This is a genomic window from Hymenobacter psychrotolerans DSM 18569, assembly GCF_900142395.1.
Taxonomy (GTDB): domain Bacteria; phylum Bacteroidota; class Bacteroidia; order Cytophagales; family Hymenobacteraceae; genus Hymenobacter; species Hymenobacter psychrotolerans.
In genome coordinates this window covers 41,726-55,904 of the sequence record NZ_FRAS01000003.1, presented here as the reverse complement: position 1 = coordinate 55,904, position 14,179 = coordinate 41,726, and the positions used below count along the sequence as shown (strand labels likewise).

The 14,179-nt window shown below is 63.1% G+C and carries 12 protein-coding genes and 1 pseudogene; 4 read left to right on the top strand and 9 right to left on the bottom strand.

Annotated features, from left to right (window positions below; translation table 11 throughout):
- Positions 1-149: 149 nt before the first annotated feature.
- The 5 genes from BUE15_RS04640 to BUE15_RS22460 all read right to left on the bottom strand — a co-directional run bounded on the left by BUE15_RS04640 (position 150) and on the right by BUE15_RS22460 (position 5,597).
- Complete coding sequence (locus tag BUE15_RS04640) at positions 150-1,712, bottom strand: S8 family peptidase (protein WP_073281612.1); 1,563 nt, start codon at positions 1,710-1,712, stop codon at positions 150-152.
- Between the two features lie 191 nt (positions 1,713-1,903).
- Complete coding sequence (locus BUE15_RS04635; protein WP_073281610.1) at positions 1,904-3,838, bottom strand: KUP/HAK/KT family potassium transporter; 1,935 nt, start codon at positions 3,836-3,838, stop codon at positions 1,904-1,906.
- Between the two features lie 104 nt (positions 3,839-3,942).
- Positions 3,943-4,479, bottom strand: a complete 537-nt coding sequence (locus BUE15_RS04630) for a hypothetical protein (protein WP_073281608.1) — start codon at positions 4,477-4,479, stop codon at positions 3,943-3,945.
- A 96-nt stretch (positions 4,480-4,575) separates the two neighbouring features.
- Positions 4,576-5,205, bottom strand: coding sequence for a BamJ family beta-barrel-assembly machinery protein (locus tag BUE15_RS04625; RefSeq protein ID WP_084548821.1), 630 nt, complete (start codon positions 5,203-5,205; stop codon positions 4,576-4,578).
- Between the two features lie 257 nt (positions 5,206-5,462).
- Positions 5,463-5,597 (bottom strand): hypothetical protein, encoded by a 135-nt coding sequence (locus BUE15_RS22460; protein ID WP_262987456.1) that lies wholly within the window; start codon positions 5,595-5,597, stop codon positions 5,463-5,465.
- Positions 5,598-5,949: 352 nt separating this feature from the next.
- Between BUE15_RS22460 and BUE15_RS04615 the strand changes: the two genes are divergently transcribed.
- A complete protein-coding gene (locus BUE15_RS04615) occupies positions 5,950-6,162 on the top strand; it encodes a hypothetical protein (protein ID WP_073281602.1) in 213 nt (70 codons plus the stop codon).
- Between the two features lie 21 nt (positions 6,163-6,183).
- Here BUE15_RS04615 and BUE15_RS04610 read toward each other — a convergent pair whose 3' ends face one another.
- The gene (locus BUE15_RS04610; protein WP_073281600.1) at positions 6,184-7,203 is read right to left on the bottom strand and encodes an alpha/beta hydrolase; all 1,020 of its coding nucleotides are present in this window, start codon (positions 7,201-7,203) and stop codon (positions 6,184-6,186) included.
- 111 nt (positions 7,204-7,314) lie between these two features.
- On the opposite strand from BUE15_RS04610, the pseudogene BUE15_RS21265 reads away from it, so the two are divergent.
- Positions 7,315-7,914: pseudogene (locus BUE15_RS21265) on the top strand (DUF6807 family protein); the annotation flags it as partial.
- 118 nt (positions 7,915-8,032) lie between these two features.
- On the top strand, positions 8,033-8,536 hold the full coding sequence (locus BUE15_RS04595; RefSeq protein ID WP_073281596.1) for a DUF6807 family protein: 504 nt from the start codon (positions 8,033-8,035) through the stop codon (positions 8,534-8,536).
- A 31-nt stretch (positions 8,537-8,567) separates the two neighbouring features.
- Here the strand turns inward: BUE15_RS04595 and BUE15_RS04590 are convergent, their stop codons facing one another.
- From BUE15_RS04590 to BUE15_RS04580, 3 genes are all read right to left on the bottom strand, one after another.
- Positions 8,568-9,572 (bottom strand): OmpA family protein, encoded by a 1,005-nt coding sequence (locus BUE15_RS04590; RefSeq protein ID WP_170865189.1) that lies wholly within the window; start codon positions 9,570-9,572, stop codon positions 8,568-8,570.
- A gap of 205 nt (positions 9,573-9,777) precedes the next feature.
- Positions 9,778-10,719 (bottom strand): hypothetical protein, encoded by a 942-nt coding sequence (locus BUE15_RS04585; protein ID WP_073281592.1) that lies wholly within the window; start codon positions 10,717-10,719, stop codon positions 9,778-9,780.
- Positions 10,720-11,078: 359 nt separating this feature from the next.
- Positions 11,079-12,905, bottom strand: coding sequence for a peptidoglycan D,D-transpeptidase FtsI family protein (locus BUE15_RS04580; RefSeq protein WP_073281590.1), 1,827 nt, complete (start codon positions 12,903-12,905; stop codon positions 11,079-11,081).
- Between the two features lie 452 nt (positions 12,906-13,357).
- Here BUE15_RS04580 and BUE15_RS04575 point away from each other — a divergent pair, with 452 nt between their 5' ends.
- Positions 13,358-14,029 carry a hypothetical protein gene (locus BUE15_RS04575; RefSeq protein ID WP_073281588.1) on the top strand — a complete coding sequence of 224 codons (672 nt, stop codon included), beginning with the start codon at positions 13,358-13,360 and terminating at the stop codon, positions 14,027-14,029.
- Positions 14,030-14,179 lie beyond the last annotated feature (150 nt).

The window sequence follows — 14,179 nt, the reverse complement described above, 5'->3', positions numbered from 1 at the left end:
ACGGAAAGATGACAGGTGTCGATTCAAGAGGATAGGTGCGTCGTGGCCATAAGATAGTAGTTCTGCTGCTACCTGAATCACCACGCACAAGGCCCCGCCCGGATTCCGGACGGGGCCTTGTGCTCACCGGCAGAATTACGGCGGCAAACCTACAGCGGCAGCGCGCCAACGGCGGCGGCCACATTCACGCGGCCCCAGCCAAAGCTGCTGCTGCGGGCATTGCGGTTGGAGCTGGCCGCCACGAGGCGGCTCATAATCTGGGCGCGGGTTTCGGAGGGGTACTTGGCCCACACCACGGCCGTCATGCCGGCCATGCTGGCCGTGGCCACGCTGGAGCCGCCCACGGTACTCGGCGCGTCGCCGGACATAGCCAGCGTGAGGGGCCGCCGGTCTACGCTGGTGCGCTGCATCACCACAATAAACTCCACGTCCGAGCCGGTGTGGCACTCGTCGCAGCGGGTTGTGAGGTTGTCTTTCACGCCCGTCACGGCCACGGCTTCGGGCAGCGAAGCGGGGTAGATGACGCCCACAATACCGGCCGACCAGTCGAAGGAAGTGCCGGCGGCGCAGAAGATAAGCTTGCCGCGGCCATAAGCGTAGCGGATGGCGTCGAGCATTTGCGACGAACTGGTGAGGCGGCCCATGCTCATGCTGATAATGCGCACATCGGCGCGGTTGCCGGCCAGAATGTAGGCATCCGACACGCCCTTCACTTCGCGGCTGGCATCCAGAAACACGTCTTCGGCAGCCCGCACCGTAATCAGGTTGGCGTTGTAGGCAATGCCCACCGAAGCGCCATCGGTGCCACGCGGGGCTGCGGCGGCGCCGGCCATGCTGGTGCCGTGGCCGCAGCCGTCGTTGGGCGTTTCGGCGTCGCCGTACGAAATGCCGAAAACGCTGCTGCGGGGCAGGGTCACGAGGCGCTCAATGGTACGCCCGGTGCTCTGGCCCTGGTTGAAAGCGGCGCCCAGGTTCTCCTGGGTGTCGGAGCTGCCCGAGTCGATGATGAGGATTTTCACGCCGCGGCCGGTGCTCTGGTTCCAGGCCGAGCGGATGCCGTGATACTGGTCGGCCTGGTTCCACGACGACTTGCTGCCGCCGCTGAGCACTGTGTAGTCGGCGCCGGCTACGAGGCCGGCGGTGGCCGTGTTGCTGCCGCAGCCGCTGCTGCTCAGAGCGGCTGCGCCTTTGTAGGCATCGGGGCGGTTGGGCTCGTAGCCCATCGGCTCGGCGTAGCGCACCAGCCCGGACGCCCGCAGCGCCTTGATGGTGCTCAGCTCCCGCACCGTCACATCCAGCACGGGCAGCACGTTTTCTTCGTAGGCCACCAGCTTTTCGGCCGTCAGCTCGGGGTGGGCTTTCTGCTCTTCGGCCAGAATGAGGGCCAGCACCTGGGCGCGGGCCTGCTGCCAGGCCGGGTTGGTGGCCGCATCATCAGGCAGGGCGCCGCGGTGGCCGGCGGGTTGGTAGCCCACCGACAGCACATAATCGGAGCGGGTGAGGGCACTCCAGACGACGTGGGCTGTGGCCTGGTTCCAGTCATACTTACCGGTTTCGCGCAGGCGGCTCATAATCTGCTCGTCGAGCTGCTGGCTGGTGAGGGCTGTAGCGGGGTCGGCTTCGGGCTGGGGCGTGAGCTGCTCATCGGCCTGGTGCTGGCAGCCGGCCAGCAATACCGCCAGCAAAGCGGCAGGAAGGGTAGAAGTACGCATACTGTTGGGGAGTTTGGGTTGTGGAAAAAGTGCAGTGCTTCAAGGGAAGAAAATTCCTGCCCAAATCCAAGTATTCGGCTTGCCTAATTCCTTGGGTGCCAGCAGCTGATAAGCGCCAAAAAGCAAAAAAGCCCTGCTGACCGACAGCAGGGCTTTTATCAGATGGGCAACTGCCCGCGAAGCACATAATTTTACATCACCCGCTTCAGGGCCACGTCGCGCACCGGCGTGATGACGAGTGGTACTTTTTCCACTTTCACGGAGCTGGTGTCGAGGCCGAAATACTTGTCTTCGGAGGCAATGAACTGCTTGATGTAGAAGTAGGCCTGCATCACCAGCTTCTCGGCCCACGGAAACTCGTTTTCGACGGAAAGGAATTTTTCCAGCACCACGAAGCGGAAGTCGCCGGTTACGTGCTGCTTGCTCAGGGACTCGTAGCGCGACGTAATGTCCACCTCTTTATTGCGCACTAGGTCTTCCACCACCTTGCGGAAGTACAGGTTGATGCGCTGCTCCACCCGGAAGCCCAGCCGGAACGTGATGCGGAAGGCATCATCGTGGGCCAGTTCGTGCACTTTGTACTCCATCGTATACGGCTCGTCGGTGGTGTCTACGTGCACAAACCAGTAGATGTCAGCGCGTTTGGGGCGTTTCTGGAAGATGGAGTAGATTATTTTCGACTCGATTTCCGAGGCCCGCTCCGCCGAGGTCATAAACACGAGGTGGGTGGCGTATTTCGGTACCGTTTCGTCGTCGGAAAGCTCCTTGAGGGCTTCCATGTAGGGGTCAATCTTGACGAACTCCGTAAGGCGGCGCTTGATGTAGAAGGCCCGCAGCCACACGTACATCACGCTTACCAGCGTAGCCCCGATGGCCAGCGACACCCAGCCGCCGTGCGGAAACTTGATGAGGTTGGCAATCAGAAACGACACTTCGATGGCGCCGTACACCAGCACAAACAGCGCAATAGCGGCCAGCGGTACCTTCTTGGAGTGCAGCCACATCGTGAGCAGCACCGTGGTCATGAGCATGGTGAGCGTGATGGCCAGGCCGTAGGCGGCTTCCATGTTTTCGGAGCGCTGGAAGTACAGCACCACCACAATGCAGCCCAGCAGCAGCAGCCGGTTCATGCTGGGCACGTAGAGCTGGCCCTTCACGTCGGTGGGGTAGTTAAGCTTCACTTTGGGCCACATATTCAGGCGGATAGCCTCGGCTACCAGCGTAAACGAGCCCGTGATAAGGGCCTGCGAGGCAATAATGGCCGCAATGGTGGCAATACCGATGCCGATGAGCAGAAACCACTCGGGCATCAGCTCATAGAACGGGTTGCGCTTGTTGAGCATTTCGCCCTGGTGGGCAATCAGCCAGCCGCCCTGGCCCATGTAGTTGAGGACCAGGCAGGACTTCACGAAAATCCAGCTGATGCGGATGTTGCCCTTGCCGCAGTGGCCCAGGTCAGAATACAGCGCCTCGGCCCCGGTGGTGCACAGAAACACCGCACCCAGCAGCCAGAAGCCACCGGGGTAGTTCACCAGCAGGTCGTAGGCGTAGTAGGGGTTCAGGGCCTTGAGAATCTCGGGGTGCAGCAGCACGCCATGGACGCCCAGCACGCCCAGCATCGTAAACCAGATGAGCATGATGGGCCCGAACGCCTTGCCCACAATCTGGGTGCCGAAGCTCTGCAGCAGAAACAGCCCCGTGATAATGCCAATGACGATGGGCACCGTCGGGATGCCCGGGTACACGGCCTCCAGCCCCTCAATGGCCGACGAGACGGAAATAGGCGGTGTAATTACGCCATCGGCCAGCAGGGCCGAGCCGCCGAGGATGGCCACGGCCGACAGCCAGCCGCCGCGCCGCCGTACCAGCGTGTAGAGCGAGAAAATGCCGCCTTCCCCGTTGTTGTCGGCGTTGAGCGTCAGCAGCACGTATTTGATGGTCGTCTGGAGCGTGAGGGTCCAGAAAACGCAGGAAATACCGCCGTACACCAGCAACGGCGTGATACGCTCCGGCACCACCGCCTTCATCACGTAGAGCGGCGACGTCCCGATGTCCCCGTAAATAATGCCCAGGGCAATGAGCAGGCCTGCCGTTGATATAGCCGTGTGGGGGTGTTTGGCGTCCATGAAGAAGATGGAAAGGGGAGTAGGTGCCGTAAAAATCGCCCAAAGGTAGGAGCCGCAGCCGAATCATTGTGCCCTGTCGTTGTGATTCGGAAAGAGGAAGAAGTTTATTCGGTCGTCGGGGGCTCGGGCGGCAGTGCCGCGGCTTCGGCGGCCAGCAGCGCTGCCGCGGCGGCTTCGGCCGCTTCATCGTGGCGGCGGCGGATGCGGCGGTTGGTTTCGGCCGCCAGTTTTTGCCACTGCGTGGTTTCGCCGGGCAAAGCAACATACAGGGCTTCGCGGCCCAGGCGGTGCAGACGCAGGCGGTTGGTGCCGCGCTGCCCCCAGGCCAGCAGCAGTGCGCCCGCCACAATGCCCAGCGCCGCCGGCATGGTGCGCACCCAGTTCTGCAGCAGCCCCAGCAGGAAGCCGGCCAGCGTGAAGCCGCCCAGCAGAAACCACAGCAGCCAGCGCACATGATGCACTTCCACGGCCTCCAGCTCCAGCAGGGCAAACCGCTGCCCGTTCACCTGCAGCGCATCCTCACTCAGCACCAGGCGGCCATCGTCGCTGCTGAGCGTGGGCAGTGGCGCGCGGGGCGACGGGGGCGGGGCCGGCAGTTCGGCGGACGGCAACTGCTCTTCGGAAGAAGGATGGTCGGACACGGCAGGGGCAGAAGAAGCCCGCCCGGCTGCCGTGCTGCTGCGCACCCATTGTGGGGCAGCAGCAACCAAAGCAGCCGGGCGGACGACCGGGTTTCCTCAGTTATTTACTTTCAGCAGCTCCACATCGAAGATGAGTGCCGAGTCGGGGCCGATGTCGCGGCCGGCGCCCCGCTTGCCATAGGCTAGGTCCGAGGGGATGTAGAGGCGCCACTTCGAGCCTTCGGGCATCAGCTGCAGGGCTTCTGTCCAGCCGGCAATTACCTGGTTTACGCCAAACGTAGCGGGCTGGCCGCGCTGGTAGGAGCTGTCGAATACGTTGCCGTTGAGCAGCGTGCCGTGGTAGTGGGTGGTTACCTGCGAGGTCGGGCCGGGCTTCTTGCCCGAGCCTTCGGTCAGGATTTCGTACTGCAGGCCGCTGGGCAGCGTCTGGATGCCGGGCTTGTTCTTGTTCTCGGCCAGGAAAGCTTCGCCTTCCGCTTTGTTGTTGTTCATGGCATTGGGGTCTTGGGTGTCGTCGTCTTCGGGGCCGCCCATCTGCTGCTGCAGCTGCATCATGGCGTCCTGTACTTGCTCCTGGCTCAGGCGGCTGGGCTCGCCGCTGATGCCTTCCTTCATGCTGGCCGCCAGGATGTCTACATCCAGGTCGAGGCCCTGCTGGGCGAAGTTGCGGGCCAGGTCGCGGCCGATAATGTAGCTGATCTGCTCTTTCAGGCCAGTTAAGTTCATAGTGCTCTGGGTTGTGCTGCGTGGCCCGGCTTCCTGCGCAAAGGCAGGCGCCGGACAAGGCAGCGGGTGAGAGAAGAGTAAAGCAGCCCGTTGCGAGCTGCCGAACTGTGAAGTACCGAAAACAGCCGGGAATGGATGTGGTTTTTTTCGGGCCGGGTTTCTAATTGCCTGATTGTGAATCCGGGTTTGTTTGGGCCCAAAACAAAAGAACCCTGCCGCAGGGCAGGGTTCCGGGAAAACAAGCCCGCAGGCCGGTCTTAGAAATGCAGCTCTTCGCCGTCGCGGAGGTCAAAATGCAGGCTAAAATCCCGAACCTGGGCAGCGAGGTAGCTCAAGGACCCCAGCCCACCCAGAACCAGCAATGAAGAGAAAGCGGCAGTGGTCTTTTTCATGATAAAGTATGTATGTGTGCGAAAGTCAGCTTGTTGGATACAAAGATAATACGTAGGAGAAGATAAATTGTTATGCAAGCAGCATTAATTCCTCGGTGAAGCAGTTGCGCAGGCGGGCCGCTGCAAGCATGCCGGCCGTAGAAAAGGGAGCCTACAGAGCTATGGTACAGAGTTTGCGCGAGTGGGAGCGGCCTACAGTTACTTTATTGAACGTATGAAAGCATTCTTACTTGCCGCGTTGCTCTCAGGCAGCGCCCTGGCTGGCCAGGCCCAGCAGCCGGTTGCCGTTGCCGCTCCGGCCCGCACCGAAGAATATTGCCAGCTGAACGCGTAGCAGAAGCTCAATGGCAAAGTGAATATCTCCATCGACTACGGCCAGCAGCAGAAGTTCTTTTCGCGCAACCTGTTCCGCGACTCGGAGGGCAGGCCGGTAGAGTTCAACTCGGTGATAGATGCGCTGAACTGGCTCAACAGCCAGGGCTGGGAGTTCATCAATGCCTATGTGCAGGTGGAAGACGGCAGCAGCGTGTCGCACTACGTGCTGCGCCGCCGGCTGGCTTCCTGAATGCCTTGCTGTGTTACGCGCTTATCGTTGGGGCAGCACTTTGTGCAGGAAATCCACCGTGTAGTTCAGCGTAGGCTCAAACCAGGGGTTGAACAGCGGAAACGGGTGCGGCGCTTCCGGGAAGCTGTGCACTTCGGTATAGATGCCCAGCGCGGTCAGCTGGCGCATCATATCGTCGCGGCCGGCGTGCATACGGTCTACGCCGCTGTTGAGGAATAGAATGGGCGGCGTAGCGGCACCCGCGTAGGTCAGGGCCGAGGCTTGCTGCCAGAGGTCGGGGCGCGTGAGCTTGTTGCTGCCGAACCAATAGGTAGCGGCCGAAGTGCTCTTGCTGTCGTTGCCTTCGCCCGATTCCGGATGGATGAAGGCCAGAATCCCATCGACATCTACAATGGCCTGCGCGCTGCTGGAAAAGCTGCGGTTGCAGGGGCCGGCCTCGAACAGCGGGTTGCCGTTGGTGCTGCCAACCAGGGCGGCCAGCTGCCCGCCGGCCGAAAAGCCCCACACGGCAATGCGGCTGGTATCAATGGCGTAATGGCTGGCGTTGGCGCGCATCCAGCGAATGGCGGCTTTCAGATCCTGCACGGCGGCCGGGTAGGCCGCTTCCGTGGAAAGCCGGTATTCGGCCGTAACGGCCACAAAGCCGCGCCCGGCCAGCTGCTGCGCCATCGGTACGTGCTGGCTTCGGTCGCCGGAGCGCCAGCCGCCGCCATGAATGAGCAGCACGGCCGGCAGCTGCTGCCGGCGTTTGGTCTTTGGCTGAAACACGTCCAGCTGCAGGCTGCGGCTGCCTGGGGTGCAGTACGTAAGGTTGGTGTGGGCCCGAACTCCGCGGGGCACCGGCGGCCGTGCAATACTAATAGTGGGGTGCTGCTTTTTGGCCTTCTGGTAGGCGCTGTGCGCGGTGAAGGAGGTGTCGCGGGGGGCGGCAGTGTGCTGGGCCCGTGCCGGCAGCGCCAGCAAAGGCAGCAGCCCGAAAAAGAGCAGTTTGCGAAACCCGAACGGTCGGGCCTGAGAGCTGGAAGCGGGGCAGGCGGGCATCGGCAACGGAATAGAAGGCGCCTCTAAACTACAAGCCGGAACGCAATGGTGCGTGGGCAGTAGGGGCCGAGGCGTTACTTTGCAGCGGCTTTTGCAGCAGTAACGCCCCGTATGACGAAATTCTGGTTGCTTCTGATTGGAATAGGGCTGAGCGCCAGCGCCGCTGCCCAGCGCCTGCACTGGCTCATGGAAAGCACCTCAGGCAAGCCGCGCCGGCGCACGTACGAGCTGGTGCAGGGTGCTCCGGCTGCTGCGGCGGCCACAAGCCAGGCCCGGCATGCAAACGGGGCGCTGCTGCTGCTGGCCGGCAACCGGAAACTGCTGCAGTACAACTACAAAACGGCCTATCCGCCGGCCGGAGTGGACACGGCTTTCAGGCGCAGCGGCTTTATTCACCCCCTTTGGTCGCCAAAGGGTCAGGAGCTGACCCGCATCCAGCCGCCCGACCATTACCACCACTACGGCCTCTGGAACCCGTGGACGCACGTGCTGTTCGAAGGCGACACAGTGGACTTCTGGAACCTCCGTAAGCGTACCGGCACTGTGCGGTTTGCCAGCCTGGCGGCGGCCACCAGTGGGCCGGTGTTCAGTGGCTACCAGGTAGTGCAGGAGCACGTGGCCTTCCGCAAAAACGGGCAGGAGCAGGTAGCCCTGAACGAGCTGCAGTCGGTGAGAGTGTACCAGCCTTCTGACCCGGACTATTATCTGGTAGATATAAGAGCGTGTTTGGGAATTATAAAAGAACGTCATGCTGAGCTTGTCGAAGCATCTCTACCGCTTCGTATGAGGCTTTTCAACCAAGCGGTAGAGATGCTTCGACAAGCTCAGCATGACAGAAACGGCGTTTTCGCAAATTTCCAAACACGCTCTTACCATCAGCCTGAGCTGCGCCAGTGCCAGCCCGGTGCGGCTGCTCAGGTACCGATATGGCGGCCTGAGCTGGCGGGCAACCGAAAAGTGGAACCGCGACAACAGCGAAATCCTGACCTCAGAGGGCCGCAGCCGCAAGGAAGCCGACGGCTCGGTGGCCCGCTGGTGTCTGGCGCAGGGCCAGCTGGATCAGGATTCCGCGGGCATCCTCCTCATGTCGAGCCCCACCAACTACAACCACCCCGAGCCGCTGCGCGTGTGGCCCGAAACGCAGAACAAACGGGGCGACGTATTCATCAACTTCTCGCCCACCAAAGACCGGGACTGGCTGCTGCTGCCGGGCCAGACCTACACGCTGCGCTACCGGCTGCTCGTGTATGCCGGCCGCCGCACCAGGGAGCAGGCCGAAAGCCACTGGCAGCATTTCGGCAACCCGCCGCGTGTTTCCGTGCGGCTGAAATAAACCGGCGGCTCTTCTGCACTGTAGGGCCGGCTTACTTGTCCTGCGAAACTTCAACGCGGCGGTTGCGGGCATCGGGCGAGGGGTACAGCGGGCGGGAGTCGCCGTAGCCGGTGGTGCTGATGCGGGCAGCCGGAATGCCGGCCTTCACCAGATACGCCTTCACCGCCCCGGCCCGCTGCTCCGACAGAACCTGGTTTTTCTGCGGCTCCCCGATTTTGTCGGTGTGGCCCGCTACGCGCAGCCGAAGGTCGGGCCGGGCCTTCAATTCGGTAGCCAACTGCTCCAGCGCGGGCAGGCCTTCCGGAAGCAGCTCGGCCGTACCCAGCCGGAACAGCACGGTAGGCAGCACCACGGGCGTGGCGGCTAGCAGCGGAGCCGGGCGTACGGTATCCGGTGCTGCCGGAGCAGCGGGCTTAGGAGCGGCGCCGGTCACCTGAATCGTGATGGGCACCGCCGTGCTCTGGCGGGTGGGGTAGTAGGCCTGCGTGAGGTAGAACGTAGTGGTTTTGCTGAGCGTGGTGCGGTAGGTGTTGCCGGTTGCCACCGGCTGCTTGAGGGCCGCATCGGCGTACCAGACCACGTTGCGCCCCGACACGCGCAGGGTGCTTTCGGTGCCCGCCGCCACAGTGCCCGCCGATTTCAGCCTGATGCGGTACAGCGTGAAGGTGCCCACCCCGCAGGTGCCCACCGGGCGGTAGGTAGCGCGGCCGGTCAGCTTTTCCAGCTTGGGGTCGTAGGTGAAGGTGATAGAGCCTTCACACCAGTAAGTTGAAAGCGTGCTGCCCGTTTCGCTGAGCTTGCGCACATGGTCGAGGCGCAGGCCGGTGGCGGTGCGCGGGCCCTGCACCTGGAACGTAACCGAGCGGCTGGCTTCGTCGCCTACTTCCTGGTACAGCACCCCAAACAGGTTGGTGCCGCTGCTTTTCTGCAGGCGCAGCACAGCCGGCCACACCGCGCCCGGCTCGCCGGTATCGGTTTCCACGCCCTGCCACACGCCCGACAAGGACTGGGCCGAGGCGGTGAAGGACGCAAGCAAGACCACCAGAGTCAACCAAAGCCGCTGCTGTTTCATGCCGTGTTCAATAGCTGGAGAGAGACGGAAAGAAAGCTTGAAAATACGGGCTGCCGCAATACGTAGCCAGCCTCCCCGGCGTTTACTCCCGGTTAGCCGAAAACGAAGACACCGCCCGAATACGTCCGGGCGGTGCTGCATGGGAGGCCGGCGGCCCGGCGCGGAACGGTTAGTCGTCGGAGCCGGCTGGCTGAGGGCCACCGCCCATCATCAGGGCCAGCGTCTTCATAGCCACCTGCATTTCGTCCTTGGCATAGTCGAGCACCGGGGCCGTGGTCTTGATTTTCAGGTCCTGGTCGGTAATGGCTTTGGGCTGCACGCTGGCAAACTCGTACACCAGCTGCTGCTTGCGCTCCTTATCGAAGTATACTACCAGCCGGGTGATGCCGTGGGCTTCGGCCACGTACACGGGGTGCGCAAAGTTGAGGCTTTGCGGAATCTGGGCCGAAGTCCAGACGTCGAGGGCAACGGGCTTGTCGGATATCTGGCCGGGCTCGGTAGTGGTGGCAGCGGCGCCCGGCTTGAGGGTGTATACCGTTTTTTTGCTGAGGTAGCCGGCTACCAGGGCCGTTTCGGGGCCGGTTTTCGAGGTGTAGTCCTGGGCCGTTACCACAATGGTCTGCCAGGTTTTCTTCACCGAGGCCGCGTCGTAGGTGTAGTTCACGGTCTGGGGCGTCGACTGGGAAGACAGCAGCAGCAGGCCCTTGTTGGTGGCGTTGTTGAAGTAGTTTTCCAGGTGATAGGTCAGCGCGTCGGTGGTGGCGCGGGCTTCCTGGCCCCGGCAGTAAATGGTGCCCTTGCGCGGCAGCATCAGCGCCCCGATGGTCATGGCCGGGCTGAGCTTGGCGGCTTCCGCCTGAAACTTCTGCTGCTCGGCCGGCGTGAGGCCGGCGGCCAGCTGCTGCATTTGGGCCTGGAGGTTGCCCTTGGCCGGGTCGAGCTTGCTGAGGTATTTGTCGTAGGGGTTGCCGGGCAGCGAAACCTTGGTGGTGATGATGCCCTGCGTGAAAGCGGCCACAGCGGGCGCAGGAGCAGTAGGCGAATAGCCGGCCGCTACCAGCAGCGCCGCAAAAGGAAGAAAAGACCAGGCAAACGAACGGGCGAAGCGCATACGTAGGAAAGAGTGTGGGGAGAGCGGCAAGTTATGGCTTAGCACGAAATATCAGCCCCCATACTCAGCTAAGGCCGCCTGCTGCCCACATGCTACGGCGCATAAGTGTAGAACTGCCGGCCAAACGAAAATGGCAGAAGCGGTGCTGCGCGGCGGAAACTTCGTGGTGGGCAAGGAAGGGCCGCCACGTCGCTGAAGCTGCTGCCGGATTCCGGGTGTCATAGGTGCGGGGTATGGCGCACAGCGCTTACGAGAAAGGCGGCCCGGGATAGGAAGGAGAGTGGGCCGTAAGCCTGGGCGTTTTACGCAGCGCTTCAGGCAGGCCGTATACCTATTGCTACCCCACCTGTGCCAGCTTCCTAATACCCACTCTTCGCCCGGTTTTGGATACGCTTCTCCCAGCGCTTGCGCTTGGGCGCGATGTAGCCGCGCAAGTGCTTTTCCATCACCATCACGGCGCAGGGTGCGGCGGCCGTGGCCCCGAAACCGCCGTTTTCGAGGTACACGGCCACGGCTATCTTGGGGTTGTCGGCCGGGGCAAAGCCGACGAAGGCGGCGTGGTCGTCGCCCTCATCGTTTTGCACCGTGCCGGTTTTGCCCGCCACCGTAATGCCCACATCGGCGAGGCTGGAGGCGTCGGCGGTGCCGCCGCGCTGCATCACGGCCACCATGCCGGGTATCAGGGCCGCGAAGTGGGCGCTGTCGATGAGGGTGCGGCGCTTCTCGGTGAAGCGGTGTAACGGCCCGCCCTGGCCGATGCCGCGCACCAGGTGGGGCGCGTAGTACCAGCCACGGTTGGCAATGATGGCGGCCATGTTGGCCATCTGCAGGCCCGTCAGGTTGATTTCGCCCTGCCCCACGCTAAGCGAGTAGATGGAGCGGTAGGTCCAGTTGCGGGTGCGGCGGGCCTTGTCGTAGTAGGCGGGGGTGGGCAGGAAACCGGGAGCTTCGCGCGGCAGATCCACGCCCAGCACCGAATCGAGCCCGAAGGAGCGTACGTAGCGCCGCCACTCGGCCAGGTTGGCGTGGCGGGCGCCCACCGTATCCTGCACCAGGCTGTCGGGCACGCGGCTGATGAGGTTCTGCATCACCTGGTAGAAATAGGGGTTGCAGCTGTACTTGAGGCCGGTGGTCAGGGATTTGGCGGTGGGGTGGTGATGCACGCAGCTGATCAGCGACTGGTCGCAGCGGAAGGCGGTGGTGGGCGTGATGGCGCCCAGCTGCAGGGCCACGGCGGCATTCACCAGCTTAAACACCGAGCCGGGCGGGTTGGCCAGCATGGCGGGCCGGTTCAGCAGCGGCATGTTCTCGTGCTCCAGCAGCTCGGCGCGCACCCCGGCCCGGTCGGGAGCCGTGATGGTGGCCGCGTCGTACACCGGCCCCGACACGTAGGCCAGGATTTCGCCGGTGCGCGGGTCGAGGGCCACGAGGTAGCCTTTGCGGTTGCCCATCAGCTTCTCGGCGTAGGCCTGCAGCTTCACATCGAGGGTGAGGTGCAGGTCCTGGCCCTGTTGGAAGGTGGTGTCCTGGGCCCAGGTGCCATGCTGCCGGCCTTTGGCATCAAGCAGCGGGTGCAGGTAGCCGTGGCGGCCGGTGAGCAGGCCGTTGTAGTAGGTTTCTACGCCGCCGTTGCGCAGGCGGTAAAACCGGCCGCGCCGGTAGCGCTTGGCCTGGTTGAAGAAGGCCTGGGCCTCGGTGCTTCGGTAGCCCAGCACGGCGGCGCCCGCTGTGCTGGTGTATGCGCGCTGCTGCCGCCGCCCCAGCGTGAGCGTGGGCCAGGCGGCACTGTCGCGGCGCACGCGCTGCAGCTCTTTGGCCGTAAGGCGGAGCTGCACCCCGGAGGCCGGCCGCGCGCCGGGGTAGGGCAGCGCCTCCGCAATGCGCCGCCGGACGGTGGTGGAGTCCCAGCCCAGCAGCTGGCCCAGGGCAAGCGTATCGAGCGGAGGGCGGCGCGGGAGCTTCAGCACGAAGTAGGCGCGGGTATCTACCAGCACCGAGTCGTTGCGGTCGAGGATGCGGCCGCGGATCAGGGAGTCGGCCACGACCACGCGGCGGCGGGTGTACTCCTCACCGGTTTCGGGGTCCTGGGTGGGTACGCTGGTTTGCTGGTCGGGCGAGGAGCAGGCGGTTAGCACCGCCAGAACTGCCAGCAGAATATTTCCCAACTTTGTGAAAGCCGTGCGCATGGGGCAAAGCTAGGCAATTGCCGGGCTTCGGCTGCCTTACCCCTCCGGCCCCCTCACCTAAGGGAGAGGGGGAGCCAGACGTGGTTGCGAGGGGGGATTGGCACACTCCCCGGCGGGTGTTTTGCTTTGGACGGGAGGTGTTTTTGGGTAGTCGGAAGGTGTTTTTGATTTCCTGGGAGGTGTTTCAGGCTGGTCGGGAGGTGTTTTGCTTTGCTCGGAAGGTGTTTTCAATCAGACGGAGAGTGTTTCATCTCGGTCGGATGGTGTTTTGTGTTAGTCGGGACGTGTTTCGTGTTGGTGGGGAGGTGTTTTGCTTTAGTCGGAGGGTGTTTTGTGTTGGTCGGAGGGTATGCGGGATGGGTTGGTATTGTTGGGTAATTCGGATATTTTGGATGCGGTAAGCAGGGGCTTATCACGCCGGGCGGAGCGGTTCTGCTATGTATACTAGTTGTATGGATAAGGACAGAGAAGACCAGTTAGTGATGTGTGGGCAGGTGGTGGAGTATCTGACGGAAAACAAAGACGCGCTGGCGGTCAGTGAAGCCGCCGCCGAGCAGGCCGACGAGGTGACGGCGCACTATGCCCAGGTAGACGGCGCCCGGGCGGGCACGGCGCGGCGCACCAAAAACCTGACGGAGGACGCCAAGACGGCCAAAAAGACGCTGCTGGAGCTGCTGCCGGCCCTGCTGGGCCCGCTGAGCCGCATTGCCACCCGCCTCCAGGACAACGACCTGCTGGCTTCGGCCACGCTCAGCGGCAAGCAGCTGCGGAAGCTGCGGCCCCTGGCCTTCGCGGCGGTAGTAGAGGCGGTGCTGGCCAGTGCCGCCCGCCCCGAGGTGGTGCCGGAGCTGGCCAAGCAGGGCCTCACGGCCAAAGCCCTGCAGCCGCTGCGCGACGCGCTGGCTGCCTTCAAAACGGCCCAGCCCGCCACGCGCAAAACCATCAACGAGCGGGTGGTGGCCGGGGCCGCGCTGGAAGAGCTGGTGGATGCCCTGATGGACGAGGTGCGCCAGCTGGACGCCGATATGAAAGCCTTCAAGCTGCTGGACCGGAGCCTGTACAACGGCTACACCCAGGCCCGCAAGCTGGTAACGACGGGCGGGAGAGGTGGTGCAGCAGTGTAGGGGTTGGGTGAAATGAGAACCGGCCCGCTCGTGTGAGTGGGCCGGTTTGCGTTTTGGGGGTGCTGGTACGATACAAATAAGCCGCGCCACTTGGATTGCTCTAGGCGACGCGGTTCTGGATTTGCCGCTGGTGAGGTAGCAGTACAACCT